Source organism: Sphaerisporangium krabiense, assembly GCF_014200435.1.
Lineage (GTDB): Bacteria > Actinomycetota > Actinomycetes > Streptosporangiales > Streptosporangiaceae > Sphaerisporangium > Sphaerisporangium krabiense.
This window is the reverse complement of record NZ_JACHBR010000001.1, coordinates 3,759,029-3,779,884: the sequence shown is the minus strand read 5'-3', so window position 1 is coordinate 3,779,884 and position 20,856 is coordinate 3,759,029. Positions and strand designations below refer to the sequence as shown.

The window sequence follows — 20,856 nt, the reverse complement described above, 5'->3', positions numbered from 1 at the left end:
TCGTCCCGATCACACCGGTCGCTGTCGCGGCGCTGTCTTCACGCGGTCCATACATCGGCTGGATAGGGTCGCGGGAGAGGACCCGCACCCGGGGTCCCGCGCAGGCAACGACCTCCGGGGGATTGGTGGACACCACGACCGATACATCGGTGGGCGGCGTCATCGTCACCTCGTCCCGCACGCCATGGCTCCGCAGGCGCCCGCCCGGCGCGCTGGCCTGGGTGGCGGTGACGCCGTTCGCCGCCTGGGCGGTCTGGCGGCTGGCGGGCCTGGAGCGTGGATCGTTCCCGGCGCAGATCATGACCGCCACCCCGTACGCGGCGGCGGGCTCGCTGCTGCCGCTCCTGCTGGCGCTGCTGTCCCGGCGCAGGGCGGTGACCGCCGTCGCGGTCGCGGCGAGCGCCGCGCTCGGCCTCAGCGTCCTTCCGCGGGCGTTCGGGGAGACCGCCACCTCCTCGGGACGTCCGTTCACGATGCTGACGGCGAACCTGTTCTTCGGGCACGGCGACGCCGCCACCGTGGTCGATCTGGTGCGGCGGCACCGCCCCGACGTGCTGAACACCCAGGAGCTCACGCCCGCCGCGGTCGCCGACCTCGACGCGGCCGGGCTGAAGGAGCTGATGCCGTACCGGGTGCTGGAGGACGAGTGGAGCGCCGCCGGCAGCGGCATCTTCTCCAGCCATCCCATCAGCAGGCTCGACGGGCTGTTCCAGGTCATCGGGCACAACATGCCCGCGGCGCGGCTGGACCTGCCCGGCGGGCCGTCGCTGGAGATCGTGGACGTGCACACGCTGCCTCCGCTGGGGCGGCAGGTCTCACAGTGGACCGAGGGGCTGCGCGCCCTGCCGTCCGGGCCCACGTCGGGGCCGCTGCGCGTCCTCGCGGGCGACTTCAACGCGAGCCTGGACCACGCCGAGATGCGCAAGCTTGTCGCGCGGGGCTACCGGGACGCGGGGGACGCCACCGGCGGCGGGCTGACGCCGACGTGGCCGGCCAACAAGCGCCTGCCGCCGCTGATCACCATCGACCACGTGCTCGCCGACCATCGCGTGGGCTTTCGCGCCTACAGGGTGTTCGACGTGCCGGGCACCGACCACCGGGCCGTGCTGGCCGAGCTGACGCTGCCCGTCTCAGGCTGAGTAACGGCCCGCGCCGAGCAGCAGGCGGGTGTTCTCCCAGCCTTCGAGGCCGGGGTCGAGCCTGGCCAGGTCGCCGGGGACGCGCAGGCGGTGCCAGCCGGGGCCGGTGGCGACCATGCGCCGCCCGGGTGCCTGGGCGCGCAGGCGCGCGACGACGTCGGGGTCGTCGAGCCCGGCCGTTGCCCAGTCCGGGTACGGCAGTCGGGCGGCGATCGCCACCGCGCCGCCGCCCTCGGCGGGGCAGACCGCGATCGGGGCGCGGCCGAGTTCGCGGAACAGCTTGCCGATGAGCAGCGGGGGAAGGTCGGGCGCGTCCGCGCTGACCACCACCGCCTCCTCGCCGTAGGCGCCCAGGGCGGCGAAGGCGCCGGCGACGTCGGGCGCGGACAGCACCTTGGTGCCGGGCCAGGCGATCTCCTCCAGCCCGTCGACGCCGGCGGCGACGATCACGGGCTCGACCAGGTCGAGCCCGGCGACGATCTCGTAGGTGTCCTCGGCCAGGGCGAACAGGAACTCGCGCGCGTCCACGCCCGGAGGCGCCCCCGCGCCCGCCCGCGGCGTGACCAGGACGGCCGCCTGCCTCAACACTCCTCCACCGAGCCGTTGGCGGCCATGGAGAACCCCTCCAGGAAGCCCCGCGCCCGCTCCGCCTTCGGGTAGCGCTCCACCAGCGCCCAGAAGCGCGGGCCGTGGTTGGGCACGATCAGATGGGCCAGCTCGTGCATGATGACGTAGTCGACGACCCAGGCCGGCATGCCGCGGAGTCGCGTCGAGAGGCGGATCGTGCCATGATCAGGAGTACACGAGCCCCAGCGGTGCCGTTGGTTGTCGGCCCAGCGCACGCTGGTGGGTGAGGCCTTGTCGCTCAGGTAGCGCAGGGCCAGATCGCGGGCGCGTTCGAGCAGGTCGTCGTCGCTGGGGCGCCTGCGCTGCTCCTTGGCCTTGAGCCGGTCGAGCATGCGGCGCACCCATTGCTCCTCGTCGGTGCTGCTCAGCCCCGCGGGCAGGAGCACGACGGTCTTGTCGCCATCGCGATATGCGGAAACGGTTCGCCGTCGGCGTGCACTCCGGCGTACCTCGACTGTCTCGGGGGGCACATATGCACGGTAGCCGAGAGCGCCGCGATTCCACAGGGGGTGAATCACGTTTTCCCTGGTCAATCCGCGTTCGCTTAATGTTCAGGTATCACCTCGGTCACACGGTCATCACGCCGGGGGCGCGGCGGCCGGCGCGGCCGCCTCTGTGGCCACGGGGGAAAGCGCCATCACGAGATCGTTTTGGCGGGGCCACGCCGTTGTTCGCTAAGGGCGATCAGCCGTCCCCAGCACGGGGTGCCCTTCGTCCGGGTTGATCCGGCTCTGGACGACGGTTCGCCGCATGGTTATCCACAGGCGGTGGACGATCGAGCCCAGGCTCCGCGCCGATCTGCGAGGCTCCCGGCCATGACCTCCCACACGCCCGACGCTCCCTGCCCACCGGACGCCTCCGGTACGCTCCCGGCTCCCCGCCCGCCGGACGCCTGCGAGCACGCCCCCTGCCCGCCCGGCGCGTCCGGGCCGCCCGACGCCTCGCAACGGCCCGCCTGGGAGCCGCTGCGGCCGCGGCTCAAGCCGGCGCTGCGGCGCTTTCCCCGTGACGACCGCACGCTGCAGCTCGGAGTCCATCCGATACGCGCGGTCGTGCTCGCCGACCTCGATCCGCGGATGCGCGGGTTCGTCGAGAGCCTCGACGGCACGCGCACGCTGGACGAGCTGATCGCGGGCAGCGGTCTCGACGAGGGCACCGTCCGGGCGGTGGTGCGGCTGCTCGCCGGGCGCGGGCTGCTCGACGACGCCGCCACACGGCCCGAGCCCTTGCGCGGCATGTCCACCGCCGAGCGCGACCGGCTCGGCCCCGACCTGGACGCGTTGTCGTTGTCGCCCGCCGACGCCGGGGACGGCGGGCTGGCCGCGCTCGAGCGCCGCCGCCGCGCGCACATCCGGGTCTACGGCGCGGGCCGCGTCGGCGCGCAGGTCGTCGCCCTGCTCGCCGCGTCCGGCGTCGGCCATCTGTGCGTCGTCGACCCCGAGCGGACGCGGCGGGAGGACGTCGTGCCGGGCGGGCTGTCGTTCGCCGAGGTCGGCCTCACCCGGCAGGAGGCCGCGGTGGCGGTCGCACGCCGGGTCGCCCCGAGCGTCAACGCCTGGACCGGCCGCACGGCCTCGCAGTTGTCGGACGGCGCGCGCCGGCCCGACCTGGTGGTGCTGGCGCCGGTCGGCCCGCTCGACGAGCTGCTCCCCCGCGAGCTGGTCTCGCTCGGCATTCCCCACCTGCTGGTCACGGCCGGTGAGGGGGTCGGCTCGGTGGGCCCGCTGGTGCTGCCCGGGCGCACCTCGTGCCTGCGCTGCCTGGACCTCGCGCGCCGTGACCGCGACCCGGCGTGGCCCATGATCGGGGCCGGGCTGGGCGGCTTTCCCGCGGGTGAGATCGCCTGCGCGAGCGTGCTGTCAACGCTGGTCGCGGCGCAGGCGGCGGCCTACGTGATGGGTTCTGTCGACGGCGCGGAGCCCGATGTGACGAATAGCACAGTCGACGTATTGCCTGATTGGCATTGGAAAAAACGGAGCTGGACGCCCCATCCGCAATGTCGTTGTAGTCGAAACGACCTGGGAGCGCTAACAATGGTCGCGTGAGTGACTTCCCCCAACATGCCGTGACGCGTTCCGCCAAGCTGGCGACGCTCCCTTTGGGGTTCGCCGGCCGCACCGCCCTCGGGCTGGGCAAACGGATCGGCGGGAAGAGCGCCGAGATCGTCGCCCAGGAGATCCAGCAGCGCACCTCCGAGCAGATCTTCAAGGTCCTCGGAGAGCTCAAGGGCGGCGCGATGAAGCTCGGGCAGGCACTCTCGATCTTCGAGGCGGCGCTGCCGCCCGAGATCGCCGGCCCCTACCGCGCGACGCTCACCAAACTGCAGGACGCGGCCCCGCCGCTGCCGGCCTCGGCGGTCCACGCCGTGCTCACCGAGCAGCTCGGCGACGGCTGGCGCGCGTACTTCAAAGAGTTCGACGACACCCCGGCCGCCGCGGCCTCGATCGGACAGGTGCACCGGGCCGTCTGGCAGGACGGCCGCCAGGTGGCCGTCAAGATCCAGTACCCGGGGGCGGGCAAGGCGCTGCTGTCCGACTTCAACCAGCTGGCCCGGCTGGGCAAGCTGTTCGGCGCGCTGCTGCCGGGTCTCGACATCAAGGCCGTGCTCGGCGAGCTGCGCGAACGCCTGGCCGAAGAGCTCGACTACCTGCGCGAGGCCGAGGCCCAGCACGGGTTCGCCACCGCCTACCACGACGACCCCGACGTCTTCGTGCCGGACGTCATCGCGGCCAACGAGCAGATCCTGGTCTCCGAGTGGATGGACGGCACCCCGCTCTCGAAGATCATCTCTGGAGGCACCAAGGAGCAGCGCGACCGCTCGGGTCTGCTGTTCGTGCGCTTCCTGTTCAGCTCCCCCGCCCGCGCGGGCATGCTGCACGCCGATCCTCACCCGGGCAACTTCCGCGTCCTGCCCGACGGCCGGCTCGGCGTGCTGGACTTCGGCGCCGTGAACCGCCTGCCCGACGGCTACCCCGAGGTCTTCGGCACGATCACCCGCATCTTCATCAGCGGCGACATGAAGAGCGTGGTCCAGGGCCTGAGGGACGAGGGGTTCATCCGCCCGCACATCAAGGTGGACGAGGAGGCCCTGCGGGGGTTCCTCGCCCCCTATGTCGAGCCGACGCGGGTCGACGAGTTCACCTTCAGCAGGGAGTGGCTACAGCGGCAGATGGCCGCGGTGACCGACCTGCGGCCGAACAACGTCGTGCGCCAGCTCAACCTCCCGCCGTCCTACGTGCTGATCCACCGGGTGCACGCGGCGGGCATCGGCGTGCTGTGCCAGCTCGGCACGACGGCCCGATTCCGCGACGAGATGGTCCGCTGGGTCCCCGGCTTCGCCGACGAGAACCCCGGCGACACCCCCACGGCGATCGCCGCCTCCTGACCCGGCCACCTGCCCGACTACCCATCCACCCTTAACCGCACCGCCACCGCCTTCGGAATCCGCCCACATTGTGGAGAGGCAAGACCGGGGTGGGTCGGCGCACCTTTGGGTGACTTAAGGGTTCTCGGCGTTACGGCTGAGGCTCTGTCACAGGGGCTCGCGGAGGTTTCGGGCGCACGCCAGGAGCACGCGTGGCCGCGTCCCTCCCCGCCTCGGATCGGCCTCCCGTCCCGGACCTCGGCGACGACCCAGACGGTGACGCCCGGCGCACGCACCCTTCTCATCACGGGCAAGAGCACGACCTCGAGGTTCCGGGTCGCTCCGGACGGCAGGGTGGGCTACGACGGCCGGGACTTCGGGATCTTCTTCGAAGAAGGTCCGGCCACGTTGACGGCGCGCGGTGAATGGCACGCGCGACGCCGAAGGGGCGACCCGGAGATTCGGATCGCCCCTTCGAATGTGATCACTGCAGTTACAGGCCTGGAAGATGACCGGCGTGCGGCCGGGGGGAGACGGTGGCGTCCTTTCCGCCGTGTCGCCCCGCCGGGGCGTCACGCCAAACGGGCGAGGACCTGGTGGAGCCGCGTGGACGCGCGCTCGACCCTGCGGCGGGCCTTGCGCAGGCGCTGTACGTGGCTGACGAGCCGTTGCGACTCCGCCTCCTGGTGCAGCGTCCGTATTCGGTCAAACACCAGTTCTTCATACATATACGGCATCTCGGCGCCCCAAGCTCGGGTGGAGTTCATCAGTCCGGTTCCTTTCGGAGAAGTTCAGCGGTCTACGGATCTATCGGTTGCTCAGGCAGCGACCGGAGTCTTACGCGGGCGACCCCGGGGCCTCTTCCTCGGGACGACGGTTCCACGGAGAACCAGCTCGCCGCCCCAGACTCCCCACGGCTCCTCGCGCTCCAGCGCGCGGTCGAGGCAGGGCTTCCGGATGGGGCACCCTCCACAGAGGGCCTTGGCGAACTCGACGTCCTCAGGGGACTCGGCGAACCACAGGTCGGGGTCGGTACGACACGGGATATCGGCTTCGTCGACCAGGTCCATGGTCGTCGTTACCGCCATCTGCGTCACCTTTCTGCTGGATGTTTGTCGGTTACCTCATCGGCGGTGATCGGCGGCGGAAAAACAAGAAGGCCGCGGATCCTGGGTGTGGATCCGCGGCCTGGAGGGCTTCTCAGCCGGTCAGGTAGTGACCGGCTGTGGCCTCCAGGATGGCGGACCCTGCTCCCCACCATTGGCGGGGCTCGTGGTCTGCGGGTCGCCGGCCTCACGACCGGAAATGGCCGGGAGATCGGCAACCGTGGCGGCGATACGGCGGTAGGCGAAGGCGCCCATGCCCTGCTCGGCCTGGACGCGGGCAGACTTCTCCTGCCGGAGTTTCGCCACGGGAAGCGCTTCGAGGATGAACACCTCAGGCGCGATGGGAGCGGCGGAACGGCCGGCCCGCGTGGCAGGAGCCCACGCGTCGACATGCAGGGAAGCGGCCCGCGGCAAGGCGGACGTCGGCATCGAGATCAGCTTCACTGGGGTCACCTCCCAATCGAGTGTTTTGACGGCGGCCGACACGGATCGTCCGATCGGCTTGTGCATGACTCTAAACGTGGATCACGGAACCGGGCAACATATTTTCTACCTGCGATTTCACGGATTCGATACACGGATCATGCACTCTTGGACGACCGAGACCGCGAGCTCTCCCGAGGGCGTGAACATCTGTCCCCGGGCGAGTCCGCGGGCGCCGCCCGACCACGGCGACTCCTGGTCGTACAACACCCAGTCGTCCACGCGGAGCGGGCGGTGGAACCACATGGCGTGGTCCAGGGAGGCGCCGCTGACGTTCGAGGCGCCCCACGCCAGTCCGTGGGCGAGCAGGACGGTGTCGACCAGGGTGTAGTCGGAGGCGTAGGCCGCCAGCACGACGTGCAGCAGAGGGTCGTCCGGCAGGTCGGCGTCGTAGCGGAACCACACCTGGGTCTGCGAGCCCCGCAGGGACGGGTCGCCGACCGCCTCCCAGGTGAGCGGCGTGACGTACCGGGCGTCGACCGGGCGCGGCCGCGCCAGCCAGTCGCGCCAGGGATGGGTGTCGCCGACCAGGTCGCGCATGCGGTCCTGGAAGTGCGGCAGCGTCTCGGGGTCCGGGACCTCCGGCATGACGGCGGCCTGGTGGGCGACGCCGTCCTCGGCGATGTGGAAGGAAGCGGACATCGTGAAGATGGCCTTGCCGTGCTGGATCGCGACCACCCGCCGCGTCGTGAACGACCGTCCGTCGCGCACGCGCTCCACGTTGTACACGATGGGCACGGCCGGGTCGCCGGGCCGGATGAAGTAGGCGTGCAAGGAGTGCACGGAACGCTCGGCGGGCACCGTGCGGCCCGCCGCGACCAGCGCCTGGGCGGCGACCTGCCCGCCGAAGACCCTCTGGATGCGTTCCTCCGGGCTGCGGCCCCGGAAGATGTCCCGCTCGAGCTGCTCCAGGTCGAGCAGGTCGAGCACCTCCTTGAGCGTCTCGTTCACGTGACTTCCCCTCCGCGGCAGATGTCCAGCACCGCTTCCCCGTACCGCTCCACCTTGACGCGGCCGATGCCGGCGATGGCGAGCAGGTCCTCCTCGGTGGTGGGCACCCGCTCGGCCATAGCTTGCAGCGTAACGTCGGTGAATACGACATATGACGGCATCTTCGCTGCTTTCGCCACTGCGGAACGCCAGGCCTTGAGGCGTTCGAGCAGTTCCTGGTCGTACTCGGCGGGACAGGACGCGCAGCGGCCCAGCTTCTGCTCGGTCGCGGAGGTCAGGGTCTTGGCGCAGACACGGCAGTGCATCGGCGCGGGGATCCGGGCGACGCCCGCGCGCCGCTCGCGCGGGGAGGCCGCCGGGCGCGCGGGGGCCGTCCCGGTCAGGCCGTCCAGGAAGCGGGACGGTTTGCGCCCCTTGCGGCCGCCCGGCGACCGGGCGAGCGCCCACGACAGGTGCAGGTGCACGCGCGCCCGGGTGACGCCCACGTACAGCAGGCGGCGTTCCTCCTCGAGCTGCTCGGGCGTCTCGGCGTAGACGATCGGCAGGGTGCCGTCGACGAGGCCGGCGAGGAAGACCGCGTCCCACTCGAGGCCCTTGGCGGCGTGCAGGGACGCCAGCGTGACGCCCTCGACGGGCGGGGCGTGCTGCTCGGTGGCCCGGCGCTCCAGTTCGTCGACGAAGCGCCGCAGGTCGCCGCCCTCGGCCGCGACGTCCTCCGCCAGGTCGGCCAGCGCCTTGAGCGACTCCCACTTCTCCCGCGCGGTGCCCCCGCCGGGCGGCTCGGGGGTGAGGCCGAGGCCGGAGAGGATGTCGTGGACGGCGCGGGCGAGCGGCTCGTCCCCGCCGGCCGAGCGCGCGGCGCCGCGCAGCAGCACGACCGCCTGGCGCACCTCGGGCCGCTCGAAGAACCTCTCGGCGCCGCGCAGCAGGTACGGCACGCCCGCGTCGGCGAACGCCCGCTCGTACGCCTCGGACTGGGCGTTGATCCGGAACAGCACGGCGATCTCGCGGGCGGGAACCCCCTGGGCGATCAGGTCCCTGGCCCGCCGGGCGACCAGCGCGGCCTCGGCCTGCTCGTCGTCGCACTCGGCGAAGACGGGCTTCGGCCCGTCCGGGCGCTGGGCGACCAGCTCCATGCGGTGGGGGGTGCGGGCCTTGGCGAGCACGCCGTTGGCGAGGCCGACGACCTGCGGCGTCGAGCGGTAGTCGCGGACGAGCCTGATGACCGCGGCCGAGGGGTGCTCGACGGGGAAGTTGGTGAGGTAGCGCGCGGTGGCGCCGCTGAAGGAGTAGATCGTCTGGTTCGGGTCGCCGACCACGCACACGTCGTCGCGCCCGCCGAGCCAGGTGTCGAGCAGGAGCTTCTGCAGCGGGTTGACGTCCTGGTACTCGTCCACGACGAAGTAGCGGTACTGGGCGCGGATCTGGTTCGCCACCTCGGCGTGCTCGGTCATCACCGCGGCGGTCAGCTCCAGGATGGTCTCGAAGTCGACCAGGTGGCGCGCGCGGCGCAGCGACTCGTACGCCTCGTAGAGCCGGGCCACCTCGTCGGGGGGGACGGGCGGCGTGCGGCCGGCCTTGGCGGCGAAGACGGGGTAGTCCTCGGGGGCGATCTGAGTGACCTTGGCCCACTCGACCTCGGCCGCGATGTCGCGCAGCTCGCCGCGGTCGGAGCCGCGCCGCAGCTCGCGGGCCGCCTCGGCGAGCAGGGGGAGCTTGGACTCGATCACGCGGGGCGGGTCGCCGCCGATGACGCGCGGCCAGAAGTAGGTGAGCTGGCGCAGCGCGGCGGCGTGGAATGTGCGGGCCTGCACGCCGTGGACGCCGAGGGAGCGCAGGCGCTGTTTCAGCTCGCCCGCCGCGCGGGTGGTGAAGGTGACGGCGAGCACGCTGCGCGCGTCCACCACGCCGGTCGCGACGGCGTGCGCCACGCGGTGGGTGATCGCGCGGGTCTTGCCGGTGCCCGCGCCCGCGAGCACGCACACCGGGCCCCGGACGGCCTCGGCCACCTGGCGTTGTTCCGGGTCGAGCCCGGCGAGGACGTCCTCGCGCTCCAAGGGGACCTCCTGGCGTGCGGTGCGGACAGGGTGCTGGCATCATCCTTCCAGCAGCGCGCCGCGTGCGTCTCCCCACCCACGGGGTAGGCGCGGGCGGGGGCGCAGAACGTGCGCAACCCGGCCACTGTGCCCCACAATGGGGCCATGATCTCGGGGAAGGGATTGAGCCTGTGAGAAGTACGGTGACGGTGGGCGCGCTCGCTCTGGCCGCCGTCCTCCTCGTCCCCGCCGTCGCGACCACCGCGTCCGCGGCGCCGACGCCGTCGGCCACGCCTTCCCCGACGCCGACGGTCAACTCCACGGCGAGCCCTCCCGCGACGCCCGACCCGCTGGCGTCCACGATCAAGCGCACCTACTCCTACGGCCGCAAGGCGAGCCAGCGCATGGACGTGTGGTGGGAGCCGGGCGCCGCGCGCAGGCCCGCGGTGTTCATCCTGCACGGCGGCTGGTGGAGCAGCGGCGACAAGAAGTACATGACGGCCGTCAGCCGCTCGTACGCCGCGCTCGGCTACACCGTCTTCAACCTCAACTACCGGCTCTCGACGGAGGCCGCCTGGCCGGCGCAGCGCACCGACACGCTGGCGGCCATCGCGCTGGCCCGCAAGCACGCCGACTTCTTCTCCTTCGACCCCGACCGCTACGTCCTGCTCGGCTTCTCGGCCGGCGGCCACCTCGCGACCGCGGTCGGCACCTACCGGGACGGCGTGCCGGGGCTGCGCGGGGTGGTGGGCATCTCGCCGGTGGTCTCGCCGCTGACGGCGTACTCCGACGGGGACGAGGGGGCCGACTACGACCAGCGCAAGCTGCGCAGGTCCGCGATCGCGCTGGCGGGCGGGTGCCGTCCGACCGGACGCTGCGCGCAGGTCTGGTCGAGCATGGAGGTCCCCTGGCACGCGAGCGCGCACGACGCGCCCGTGCTCAGCGTGCACTCGGCCGACGAGTTCGTGCCCGCCTACCAGAGCGAGCTTCTCAAGGAGGAGCTCGCGCAGGTGGGGGTGCCCATGGAGATCCGCGTGCAGCCGGGCTGGTACCACAGCAGCCCGTTGTACCGGGAGCCGGGCGTGGCCGAGTACGTCCAGGAGTGGATCGCGGGCCGTCTGGCCACCTCAGCCTCGGGGCAGGGGGCCTCGCGCCCGTCCCGGACGTCACGGAACGCCCGGACGGCCCGTACGGACGCCCGTGAGGCGCCGTCCTCGCACCGGATCACCGTGCGCACGCCCGTCCTGCACTAGAGAGGCCGGGCCGGAGGTAACGCCGTGCGGAGAGGACCGGGCGGCGGTGTGGCGCGGAGCGGGGAACACGAGCGATGCTCACCGTGTTGCGCTGTAAGGCCGAACGCCACTCTGGGGACGTGAAGGGAAATCACGCTATGGCGCTTAAGGTGTACACCACCAGCTGGTGCGGACCGTGCAAGCGACTGAAGAGCCAGCTCACGCGCGAGGGCATCGCCTACCAGGAGATCAACATCGAGGCCGATCCCTCGGCCGCGAAGTTCGTGGAGAGCGTCAACGGCGGCAACCAGCTCGTTCCCACCGTGGTGCTGGAGGACGGCACCGCCCTGGCCAACCCGTCGGTGATGCACCTCAAGGGCCTGCTCGCGCGCTCCGGCGCCTGACGCCCGGCGATGACGGCGGACCGGGGACGCGTTCCCCGGCCGCCGGTTCTCGTATGACGGTCCTTTCCGGGGACCGGGAGGTCACCAGTCGCCGGACAGCGGGGCGCCGTACCAGGCCTCGATGAGGTGGCGGGCGATCGAGACGCCCGGCGGCAGGCGCAGCTCGCCGTTCTCCACCGCCGCGCCGAGTTCGGACCGCGTCAGCCACATCGCCTCGGCGATCTCGTCGCGGTCCGGGGTGATCTCGGTGGAGGCGGCCTCGGCGAAGAAGCCGAGCATCAGGCTGCGCGGGAACGGCCACGGCTGGCTGCCCATGTAGCGGGGCGTTCTGACCGTGACGCCGACCTCCTCCAGCACCTCGCGGGCGACGGCCTGCTCCAGGGACTCGCCCGGCTCGACGAAGCCGGCCAGCACCGAGAAGCGCCCCTCCGGCCACTGCGGGCCGCGGGCGAGCAGGCAGCGGTCGCCGCCGTCGTGCACGAGCATGATGACGGCGGGGTCGACGCGCGGGAAGTGCTGGCTGCCGTCCTTCGGGCAGACGCGCATGTGGCCGCCGGCGACCACGGTGGTGGCGGCGCCGCACCTCGGGCAGTGCTCATGAGTGGCGTGCCACGCCTCCAGGGCGACGGCGTTGACCAGCAGCCCGGCGTCGCGGTCGCCGAGCACGGCGCCCGCCTTGCGCAGGCCCTCGGCGGCGACGTCGGCCCAGTCCGGGGTGTCCTGGACGGCCTCGGCGACCTCCGCCCCCTTGGGCAGCGGGACCGGGGCGGGCAGCGGCACCGTGGTGGCGACGGCGAAGTAGGCGACGCCGTCGGGGTCCACGCCGAGCAGGTAGCGCTCGCCGTCGGGTGCCTCGTGCGGCGAGACGAGGACGAGCTCGGCGGTGCCGTTGTGCCGGCGGACCATCGTGTTGCCGTCGTGGACGAGCAGGACGCGGGTGGCGGGGTCGGACCAGGCGGCGCCCAGCCACGCCTCGTCGCTCCGGTGGACGGCCGACCTGTCGACGCCTCCCCGTGCGAGAAGCAGCGGCCCGAGCAGGCCCTCCCCCTGCGAGATCTCTCTCACGTCGCCTCCTCCCAGCGGATTGCCCATCCTATGACGCCCGCCGGAACAGGCCGTAATACGCCTGGCATGCCGGGCAATACGGGCATCGCCGGTGATTAGCATGTCAGGCAGCGCGGCCGGTCCCGGGGCGACTAAGATCGGCTGGGTTAGGTAAGCCTTACCTGATTCCATCTCGGGGGTGCCCGCGTGCGGCTCTATCTGACCACGCTCAATCCGACCGACTCGGTCACCCGCGGCTTCCTGCCCGCCGCCCGCGCGCTCGGATGCGCGGTGACGATCCTCACCGACCAGCCCGAACGCTACCCCGGCGCGGAGACCCTCCGCACCGACGTCCGCGACGCCCGCGCGGTGATCGACACGATCGCCCGCCACCACCGCCCGGACGCGATCTTCTCCAACTCCGACCACATCCAGCCCGAGACCGCGCTCGCCGCCGAGTACTTCGGCCTGCCCGCCAAGGACTGGCGCGCCTGCCTGACCGCCAAGAACAAGGCCCTGACCCGGCGCGCCCTCGCCCTCGCCGGCGTCGAGTCGGTCCGCTCCGTGCGCATCCCGCCCGGCGACCCGCCGCCCGCCGGCCTGCCGTACCCGGTCGTCGTCAAGCCGCGCGAGGGGGTGGCCAGCGAGGACGTCGTGCTCGTCCGGGACCCCGGCGAGCTGGCCAGGGCCGTCGCGGACATCGGCGCCCGCAGGCCGGAGGCCACGCTCGTCGCCGAGGAGTACCTGGAGGGCCCGCTGCGCACGCTGGAGACCCTGGGCGACGGCCGCGACCTGCGCGTGCTCGGCGGGTTCCGCACGACGCTCGGCCCGCTGCCGCACTTCGTCGAAGAGCGGCTGGACTGGGATCCCGCCGCCGACGCGCACGTCCTGCGGGCGCTGGCCGCGATCGGGGTCGGTCTCGGCGCCTGCCACGCCGAGTACGTCGTGACGGACGCGGGGCCGCGTGTCGTCGAGGTCAACTACCGGGTGATCGGCGACACCTGCGACTTCCTGCTCGCGGAGCTGCTCGGCGTGCCGCTGTTCGAGTGGATCCTGCGCGTCCACCTCGGCGAGCCGGTCATGACGCCGCCGGACGTCACCGGGCACGGCGCGGCGGTGAGCCTCGTCGCCGACGCCACCGGGACGATCAAGGAGGGGCCCGGGGACGTGGCCGAGAACGCCGGGGACGTCCGGCTGCGGCACCGCGCCCTGCGCGAGGCGGGCGACCAGGTCGAGCTCACCCACACCAACCGCGACTACCTGGGCATCGTCAGGGCCGTCGGACCGGACGAGGCCGCGGTGTCCCGGGCGATCGACGGCTTTCGCGCCCGCCACTCGTGGGTGATCGGGTGAGCGGCGCCGAGCGCCACGTCGCGGCCCGCGTCCTCGACGCGTTGCTGCGCGAGGACTACGGCGGGCTGGCCGCCCGGATGACCCACGACAAGGACGGCGTCAGGCTCGTCCTCCCCACGGGCCGCGTGGTGCGTCTCGTGCCGGGGTCCCTGTTCCAGGACTTCGTCTGCGCGCCGGAGGAGTCGCTGACGCTCGCCGAGGTCCTGGACTCGCTCGCCGCGCTCGCCGGGCCCCGGGACGCCGAAGGGGTCGCCGCCTTCGCCGAGGAGTGCCGGGCGGGCGTGCTGGGCCGCCGGTGGTTCGAGTCCCGCCGCGCCGAGGTCGTCGCCCGCATCGCCGCCGCGCACCGCGCGCGGGACGGCCGGGGCGGCCACGGCGTCGTGTACGAGTCGCTGGCCGCCTTCGCCGAGCACCCCGTCCACCCCACCTCGCGGGCGCGGCCGGGGCTGTCGGAGGCGGACACCGTCGCCTACGCGCCCGAGTTCGCGCCGGAGTTCCGGCTCCGCTGGGCGCGGGTACCGGTCGCGGACACGACGCGGGCCGGCGACCCGCCCGGCTGGTGGCCGCGGGACCCCTCTCCCGGGCACACCCTGTTCCCCGTCCACCCGCTGACCGTTCCCGTGGTGCGCGACATCCCGGGCGTGCGCGTGCTCGACGAGCCGTACCGCACCGTCCGGCCCACCCTCTCCATGCGCACCGTCGCGGCCGGGCCGCGCACGCACCTGAAGCTCCCCCTGCCCGTCAGCACGCTGGGCGCGCGCAACCGGCGGTCCATCAAGCCCGCCACGCTCGGCGACGGCGCGCGGGCCGAGCTGCTGCTGCGCGAGATCGTGGACAGGGAGCCCGGCCTGGACGTGCTGCTCGCCGACGAGCAGACCTACGCCCACGCCGGGCACGAGTACCTCGGGTGGATGGCCCGCCGCCTCCCGGAGGGTGAGATCGTCCCGGTCGCGGCCCTGCTCTCCCCCTCCCCCGGCCGCGCGCCCCGGGTGCTGGACGACCTGGCCGCCCGGCACGCCGGCGGGGACGCGGCCGGGGTGCTGGCCGACTACCTGCGCGTGCTGTTCACATGGAACGTGCGGCTCTTCGTCACCTACGGGGTCGCCCTGGAGGCCCACCAGCAGAACCTCGCGCTGGTGTTCGGCCAGGACGGGCCGGCGCGGCTGCTGGTCAAGGACAACGACGGGATGCTCGCCTCGCCGGCCCGGCTGCGCGCGGCGGGGCTCGCCGTCCCCGAATTCGCCGACCGGCGCATGCTCACCGACGACCCGCACGCCCTCGCCGACGTGTTCGTGACGATCACCCTGCACCTGGCCGCGGCGGCGGTCGCGTTCGGGGCCGGGCACGGCGGGCTCGTCGCCGAGGCGCTGGACAAGGCCCTCGCCGAGCACGGCGGCCATCCGATGGCCCGGCTGCTGCGGGCCCGCACGCTCGACGCGGCGCGGCTGGTCGGCAAGTCGATGGTCACCGCGGGGACGCTCGCCGACCGGGGCCGCGTCGCCGCCGACGTCAACAAGCACTACGGGACGAGCGGCCCGAACTACCTGCGCCACCACCGCGGAAAGGCGACCTCATGAACCGCGCCACGCTGGACTCCCCCGCCGGGCGCGCCGCGGACGACGGAGCGTCCGCCGACCCCGGCGAGGTGGCCGAGCGTGCCTCGGTCGCCGCGCTGCTGCGGTGCTGCCTGCGCGAGGTCGCGGGGCCGCGCGGCCAGGTGTGGGCGGCGGGGCCGTACCTCACGCTGCGCCTGGCCGGGCACCTGCTCCGCGTCCCCACCTCCGGCGGGCCCGCGCTGCGCTTCGACGGGCCCGCCGAGCGCCTCGACCAGGGGGCCTGGCATCCGTTGTCCCTCGACCGGCTGGTCCGGCTCGTCGAGGCCGAGCTCGGCGCGGAGTCCGTGGTCAACGACGAGTTCGCCGGGCAGGTGGCCGGGAGCAGGGACGTCATCGCGGCGCTGGTGCGGGCGCGGCGGGCGGCCGCGCCGCCGCGCGACGCGTGGCTGGCGTCGGAGCAGGCCCTGGTCTTCGGGCACCCGTTCCACCCGTCGCCCAAGGCGCGGGAGGGCGCGGGGTGGGAGCGGTACGCGCCCGAGGCGCACGCGGCGTTCCCGCTGCGGCTGCTCGGGGTGCGGGAGGACGTGGTGGCGTCCGGTGGCGAGCCGGGCATCCTGGACGCGCTGGGCGAGGCGCCGGACGGGTACGTGCTCCTGCCCGCGCACCCGTGGCAGCTCGGCCTGCTCGGCGCGCGGACGGCGGACGCCCTGGCGGACGGGCGGCTCGTGGACCTCGGGGAGGCGCCGGGACGGGCGGTCCCCACCTCGTCGGTGCGGACGGTGTACGAGCCTCGTATCGGCATATGTCTGAAGTTCAGCCTCGATGTGCGGATCACCAACTGCGTGCGGAAGAACGCCTGGTACGAGCTGGTCGCCGCCGCCGAGCTGACCCGGCGCCTGGAACCCGTCTTCGGCGACCTCGCCCTGCGCTTCCCGGGCACGCGGTGGCTGGCCGAGCCCGGCTACCGGTCCGCGGCGCTCGGGACGCGCCTGCTCGAAGGGCTGGGGGTGATCGTCCGCCGTGGCCCCTGGGAGGTCACCGGGCCCGGCGTGACGCCCGTCCTGGCCGGAGCGCTCGCCATCCCCGGCTACGGCGCCTCCCCCGAGGGGGGCGACGGGGTCGGGCGGGTGGCGGAGGCCATGAGCCGGGATCCGGCCGGGTGGTGGGGGGATTACGTCGAACGGGTGGCGGTGCCCGTTCTCGACGCCTATTTCCGGCACGGGGTCGTGCTGGAGCCCCACCTTCAGAACGTCCTCGTGGGGATCTCCCCCAAGGGCATGCCGGTTGAGGCCATATTTCGTGATCTGGAGGGGACGAAGCTGGTCACCGGACGCCACGACGTCTCCGGCCTGCCCGCTCCGGCCGCGCGGGCCGCCTGCTATGACGCCACGCGCGGCTGGAACCGCGTGGTCTACTGCCTCATGGTGAACCATCTCCCCGAGATCGCGGCCACGGTCGCCGTCACGGCGGCACGGACGGAGGTCCCCATGGTCGCCGACGAACTGCTGCGGGAACTGTGGGCGCAGGCCCGCTCCCGGCTGGCCCGCCACTCCGCGGAGCACGGACGCCCGTCATCCCTGTCGGACCTGCTGGCCGGCGCCCCGCTGCCCGCCAAGGCCAACCTCACCGCCCGCTGGGCCCGCTCCGCCGACCGCGACGCCGGATACGTCCCCATCGCCAACCCCTTCGCGGGGGTACCCGCGTGACCGTCCCACGCCAAGGCACACCACCGCCGGACACGACACGCGCCCACGGCTGCCGCGTGATCATCATGGATCGCGCCAGGGCGGCGGACCGCCGACGGAGAGAGGGCGCATGATCGTCCCTGAGAGCGTCCGCGAGCGGGCTCTGCGGCTGGCGGACGCGCTGCCCGCCTACGTCTACGACCTCGCCGCGCTGGACTCCCACGCCGCGACCGTACGGCGGGCGCTGCCCGGCATCGAGCTGTACTACGCGGTCAAGGCCAACCCCGACCCGGCGCTGCTGCACGTCCTGGCCCCGTACGCGGACGGCTTCGAGGTGTCGTCCATCGGCGAGGTCACGCACGTGCGCTCCGTCCTCCCGGACGCGCGCCTCGCCCTCGGCGGCCCCGGCAAGACCGACGCCGAACTCGCCCTGGACGTCCACCGCCTGCACGTCGAGAGCCCGGGCGAACTGCGCCGCCTCATCGACAGGGAAGTCCCGGCGGACGCCCTGCTGCGCGTCAACCTCGACGTACCGGTCGGCGGCGCGGCCCTGACCATGGGCGGCGGCGCCACCCCGTTCGGCATGGACCCCGCCGGCGTGCTGGAATGCCTACGGCTCGCAGGCGTGGAGTCCCTGCGACCCGCCGGCGGCCGGAACCGCGTGCGGCTGCGCGGCATTCACGCCCACCTGGCCAGCGGGCTGGACGCTCCCGCGCTGCTCGGCCTGGCGGAGGCCGTCCTCGCCTTCGGCCGCGGGCTGGAGGCGACCGAGATCAACCTCGGCGGCGGCATGGCCGTGTCCTACGCGGCTCCCGGCGAGCTGTTCGACTGGCAGCGGTACGGCCTCGGCCTCACCGCCCTGCGCGCCCCCGGCGAGACGCTGCGCATCGAGCCCGGCCGGGCGCTGACCGCCTACTGCGGGTGGTACCTCGCCCGGGTGCTCGACGTGAAGCGCGTCCACGGCGAGGTCTTCGCCGTCCTCACCGGCGGCACCCACCACCTGCGCACTCCCGTCGCCAAGGGCCACGACCATCCCTTCGCCGTCCTGCCCACCGGCCGCCCCGGCACCGGCGTAACCGACGAACCGGTCACCCTCGCCGGCCAGCTCTGCACCCCCAAGGACGTCTTCGCCCGCCGCGTCGTCACCTCCCTCAACACCGGCGACATCATCGCCTTCGCCATGGCCGGCGCCTACGCCTGGACCATCTCCCACCACGACTTCCTCATGCACCCCAAACCGGGTTTCCACTACGTGACATGAACCCGACCCACCCAGGGCCCGGCTCATCGCAGGGCCATGCGCGCGCGTACCCGGGCGGCGAAGACGGAGACGCCGGCGCCGTCCAGCGCATCGACGATCTCTGGAACGGCCATCGGCGGGCGCCGTTTTCTCGCGGACATCCGGGCGAGGACGGCCATGACCTCGGCGGGGTGCTGGGTCAGCAGTGAACAGAGGTAATCGTCAGGGCCGGTGACCGTGAGCCGGTAGGGCCTCAGCGCGGAGGCCGGAAAGTCGGCCAGGTTCCAGGTGATCAGGGTTTCCGCGCCACCGGCGACGGCGGCCGCCATATGGTGGCGATCATCGGGGTCGGGGCCCTGCATCCAGTCGATCAGGTACTTGTAGTCCTCCTCGGGCACCCGGGTGTCGGCGAAGAACTCCCGGATCACCGCGCTGATGCGCGCCGCCACCGGTGCGGTGCGGCGCCGCTCGCGGACGATGACCCGCTCCCACTCGTCCAGCAGCCGATCGCTCCACACCATGGTGTGCACCGCGTCCTCGGTGAGGGTGAGCATCAGATCCATCAGCGAGAACGGGAACAGGACATTGGTGTCGACGAAGACTCGCGCCATCGGCCAATGCCCCTTGGATGTCAGTAAGGAAGGTCCGCCTCCTCGGCGGCTTCCATGATCCTGCGGCGGCCCTCGGCGCGCCGCTCGCGGCGGACCTGGAAGTCCAGGACATCCGCCAGCCGGACCACGCGATGGCTGCTGCCGGGCAGGTGCCGCGACGGTATCTCGCCCTCGTCGAGCAACCGGCTCACGAAGGGGCGCGACAGCCCCAGCAGCCGGGCGGCCTCGTTGGGGGTCAGACATGTCTCGACCGCGAGGGCGAAGACGTCGTTACCTTGGGCCAGATCGTGAGCCGCGGCCGTCACCAGGCGCACCAGCGCCTCGGGGAGCACGATGTCGGCACCCTCTGGCCCACGGAGCACCAGCTGGACCGGCCGAGTGGCGGCAGTGGCCTCCACACGAGCCAGCAGCTCACGATCGGCGCTGCCTGCCTCGATACGAGCGGCGTTGCCCAGAACACTCATGCGAGCCATGACCACCTCCGACACCAGTATCTGAAATAACTGTAACCCACGCACCGGCATTTAAGCACCGGCGCGACCGACCAGCGGTCACCTTTCCGCAGGGGTCCAGCGGAGGAGGTCGGGTAGGCCTTCCATGTTGGCGGTGCAGCAACCTCTAGGGCGGCCGGGATCCGATCCATCGTATTGATCCGGCCTTTCCCCCTTTCTTCCGCGCTCCGGGCGGTCTCGCGGGGTATGGTCTGTCGTAGAGATTCAACTAGTGATGAATTAAGGACGACAGATCACGCACGTTTCGCACAGGGAGGATCCACCATGACCGTGGAGAGCACCGGCGTTCTGGTGTGCGGCGGCGGGCCGGCCGGCATGATGCTCGGGCTGCTGCTGGCGCGGGCGGGAGTGACGGTCACCGTTCTGGAGAAGCACGGCGATTTCCTGCGTGACTTCCGCGGAGACACCGTCCACCCGGCCACCATCCGGCTGCTGGACGAGCTGGGGCTGGGCGAAGGCTTCCGCGCCCTGCCGCAGAGCCATCTCGGATCGCTGTCGCTGCCCGCGCCGGACGGCAGCCAGGTCCCCCTGAGCGACTTCGGAGCGCTGCCGCCGCCGTACAACTACATCGCGATGGTGCCCCAGTGGGACCTGCTGTCCTTCCTCGCCGAGGCCGCGGGCAAGGAGCCCGGGTTCTCGCTGCGCATGAACACCGAGGCGACCGCGCTGGTCAGAGAGGGCGGGAAGGTCGTCGGGGTCAGGTACCGCACGGCGGACGGCGGCGAGGGCGAGATCCGCGCCGAGCTGACGGTCGGGTGCGACGGCAGGCACTCCACCCTGCGCGCGGACGCGGGCCTGGTGCCGCAGGAGTTCCCCGTGCCGTTCGACGTCTGGTGGTTCCGCCTGCCCCGCTCGGCTCAGGACGGGGACGGGCCCGCCGCCATCACACCGGTCGCCCGGGGCACGGAGGCCCTGATCGCGCTGGCCCGCGAGGGTTACCTCCAGGTGGCGTACTTCACCGCCAAAGGCTCCGACCCGCGGCTGCGCGCCGAGGGCATCGAACGGTTCCGGGAGCGCGTCGCGCGCCTGCGCCCCGACTTCGCCGACCGGGTGGACGAGCTGAAGAGCATGGACGACGTCTTCGTGCTCGACGTCAAGCTCAACCGGCTCAGGCGCTGGCACCTCGACGGGCTGCTGCTCATCGGCGACGCCGCGCACGCCATGTCCCCCGCGGGCGGGGTCGGCATCAACCTGGCCATCCAGGACGCGGTGGCCGCCGCGACCATCCTGGCCGGGCCCCTGCGGCGGCACGCCGTCACCGTCGCCGACCTGGCGTCCGTGCAGGCGCGCAGGTGGCGGCCCACCGTCATCGTCCAGAACGGCCAGCGGCTGCTCCAGCGCTTCATGTTCGGGGCCCAGTTCACGGGCAGGCGCTCGGGACCGCCCAAGGCTCTCCTGCTCCTCAGCCGGACGTTCCCCCGGCTCCGCACGATCCCCGCGCGCTTCGTCGGTTTCGGCCCCCGCCCCGAGCACGCCCCCGCCTTCGCCCGCAGAACCCCGTAGACACCGGCCC

At 72.7% G+C, this 20,856-nt stretch carries 20 protein-coding genes; 10 read left to right on the top strand and 10 right to left on the bottom strand.

Annotation, left to right across the window (positions count from 1 at the left end):
• Positions 1–125: 125 nt before the first annotated feature.
• Positions 126–1,139, top strand: coding sequence for an endonuclease/exonuclease/phosphatase family protein (locus tag BJ981_RS16755; RefSeq protein ID WP_239139726.1), 1,014 nt, complete (start codon positions 126–128; stop codon positions 1,137–1,139).
• Here the strand turns inward: BJ981_RS16755 and BJ981_RS16750 are convergent.
• Together BJ981_RS16750 and BJ981_RS16745 are read right to left on the bottom strand one after the other, a co-directional pair.
• Positions 1,131–1,727 (bottom strand): glycosyltransferase family protein, encoded by a 597-nt coding sequence (locus BJ981_RS16750; RefSeq protein WP_184612262.1) that lies wholly within the window; start codon positions 1,725–1,727, stop codon positions 1,131–1,133. The two genes, BJ981_RS16755 and BJ981_RS16750, sit on opposite strands and share 9 nt — an antisense overlap.
• Entirely contained in the window at positions 1,721–2,236 is a 516-nt protein-coding gene (locus tag BJ981_RS16745) for a M48 metallopeptidase family protein (protein WP_184612261.1), read from the bottom strand. The genes BJ981_RS16750 and BJ981_RS16745 overlap by 7 nt, the downstream gene beginning before the upstream one ends.
• 345 nt (positions 2,237–2,581) lie before the next feature.
• On the opposite strand from BJ981_RS16745, the gene BJ981_RS16740 reads away from it, so the two are divergent.
• Both BJ981_RS16740 and BJ981_RS16735 read left to right on the top strand, forming a co-directional pair.
• Positions 2,582–3,811, top strand: coding sequence for a ThiF family adenylyltransferase (locus BJ981_RS16740; protein ID WP_239139725.1), 1,230 nt, complete (start codon positions 2,582–2,584; stop codon positions 3,809–3,811).
• Positions 3,808–5,151, top strand: a complete 1,344-nt coding sequence (locus tag BJ981_RS16735; RefSeq protein WP_184612260.1) for an ABC1 kinase family protein — start codon at positions 3,808–3,810, stop codon at positions 5,149–5,151. The genes BJ981_RS16740 and BJ981_RS16735 overlap by 4 nt, the downstream gene beginning before the upstream one ends.
• A gap of 551 nt (positions 5,152–5,702) precedes the next feature.
• Here BJ981_RS16735 and BJ981_RS16730 read toward each other — a convergent pair.
• The 5 genes from BJ981_RS16730 to BJ981_RS16710 form a co-directional block, all read right to left on the bottom strand.
• Positions 5,703–5,843 carry a hypothetical protein gene (locus tag BJ981_RS16730; RefSeq protein WP_184616457.1) on the bottom strand — a complete coding sequence of 47 codons (141 nt, stop codon included), beginning with the start codon at positions 5,841–5,843 and terminating at the stop codon, positions 5,703–5,705.
• Between the two features lie 105 nt (positions 5,844–5,948).
• Complete coding sequence (locus BJ981_RS16725; protein WP_184612259.1) at positions 5,949–6,218, bottom strand: WhiB family transcriptional regulator; 270 nt, start codon at positions 6,216–6,218, stop codon at positions 5,949–5,951.
• 120 nt (positions 6,219–6,338) lie between these two features.
• The gene (locus BJ981_RS16720) at positions 6,339–6,746 is read right to left on the bottom strand and encodes a hypothetical protein (RefSeq protein ID WP_184612258.1); all 408 of its coding nucleotides are present in this window, start codon (positions 6,744–6,746) and stop codon (positions 6,339–6,341) included.
• A 51-nt stretch (positions 6,747–6,797) separates the two neighbouring features.
• Complete coding sequence (locus BJ981_RS16715) at positions 6,798–7,670, bottom strand: acyl-CoA thioesterase (protein WP_184612257.1); 873 nt, start codon at positions 7,668–7,670, stop codon at positions 6,798–6,800.
• Positions 7,667–9,727: an ATP-dependent DNA helicase UvrD2 gene (locus BJ981_RS16710; protein WP_184612256.1), complete on the bottom strand. Its 2,061-nt coding sequence runs from the start codon at positions 9,725–9,727 to the stop codon at positions 7,667–7,669. Before BJ981_RS16710 ends, BJ981_RS16715 begins: the two co-directional genes overlap by 4 nt.
• A 170-nt stretch (positions 9,728–9,897) precedes the next feature.
• Between BJ981_RS16710 and BJ981_RS16705 the strand changes: the two genes are divergently transcribed.
• Positions 9,898–10,959, top strand: a complete 1,062-nt coding sequence (locus tag BJ981_RS16705) for an alpha/beta hydrolase (protein WP_239139724.1) — start codon at positions 9,898–9,900, stop codon at positions 10,957–10,959.
• 137 nt (positions 10,960–11,096) lie between these two features.
• Positions 11,097–11,342: a mycoredoxin gene (locus BJ981_RS16700; RefSeq protein WP_184612255.1), complete on the top strand. Its 246-nt coding sequence runs from the start codon at positions 11,097–11,099 to the stop codon at positions 11,340–11,342.
• 81 nt (positions 11,343–11,423) lie between these two features.
• Here BJ981_RS16700 and nudC read toward each other — a convergent pair whose 3' ends face one another.
• On the bottom strand, positions 11,424–12,398 hold the full coding sequence (gene nudC / locus BJ981_RS16695; RefSeq protein ID WP_239139727.1) for an NAD(+) diphosphatase: 975 nt from the start codon (positions 12,396–12,398) through the stop codon (positions 11,424–11,426).
• 195 nt (positions 12,399–12,593) lie between these two features.
• On the opposite strand from nudC, the gene BJ981_RS38210 reads away from it, so the two are divergent.
• The 4 genes from BJ981_RS38210 (at position 12,594) to BJ981_RS16680 (ending at position 18,241) form a co-directional block, all read left to right on the top strand.
• Positions 12,594–13,739, top strand: coding sequence for an ATP-grasp domain-containing protein (locus BJ981_RS38210; RefSeq protein WP_239139723.1), 1,146 nt, complete (start codon positions 12,594–12,596; stop codon positions 13,737–13,739).
• Positions 13,736–15,316 carry an IucA/IucC family protein gene (locus BJ981_RS38205; RefSeq protein WP_239139722.1) on the top strand — a complete coding sequence of 527 codons (1,581 nt, stop codon included), beginning with the start codon at positions 13,736–13,738 and terminating at the stop codon, positions 15,314–15,316. The genes BJ981_RS38210 and BJ981_RS38205 overlap by 4 nt, the downstream gene beginning before the upstream one ends.
• Complete coding sequence (locus BJ981_RS16685; RefSeq protein WP_184612253.1) at positions 15,313–17,001, top strand: IucA/IucC family protein; 1,689 nt, start codon at positions 15,313–15,315, stop codon at positions 16,999–17,001. Before BJ981_RS38205 ends, BJ981_RS16685 begins: the two co-directional genes overlap by 4 nt.
• 109 nt (positions 17,002–17,110) lie before the next feature.
• Entirely contained in the window at positions 17,111–18,241 is a 1,131-nt protein-coding gene (locus BJ981_RS16680; RefSeq protein WP_184612252.1) for an alanine racemase, read from the top strand.
• Between the two features lie 23 nt (positions 18,242–18,264).
• Here BJ981_RS16680 and BJ981_RS16675 read toward each other — a convergent pair whose 3' ends face one another.
• Both BJ981_RS16675 and BJ981_RS16670 read right to left on the bottom strand, forming a co-directional pair.
• Positions 18,265–18,831, bottom strand: coding sequence for a PIN domain-containing protein (locus BJ981_RS16675; protein ID WP_184612251.1), 567 nt, complete (start codon positions 18,829–18,831; stop codon positions 18,265–18,267).
• 20 nt (positions 18,832–18,851) lie between these two features.
• On the bottom strand, positions 18,852–19,295 hold the full coding sequence (locus tag BJ981_RS16670) for a helix-turn-helix domain-containing protein (protein WP_239139721.1): 444 nt from the start codon (positions 19,293–19,295) through the stop codon (positions 18,852–18,854).
• 312 nt (positions 19,296–19,607) lie between these two features.
• Here BJ981_RS16670 and BJ981_RS16665 point away from each other — a divergent pair, with 312 nt between their 5' ends.
• Entirely contained in the window at positions 19,608–20,846 is a 1,239-nt protein-coding gene (locus tag BJ981_RS16665) for an FAD-dependent oxidoreductase (RefSeq protein WP_184612250.1), read from the top strand.
• Positions 20,847–20,856: the final 10 nt, after the last annotated feature.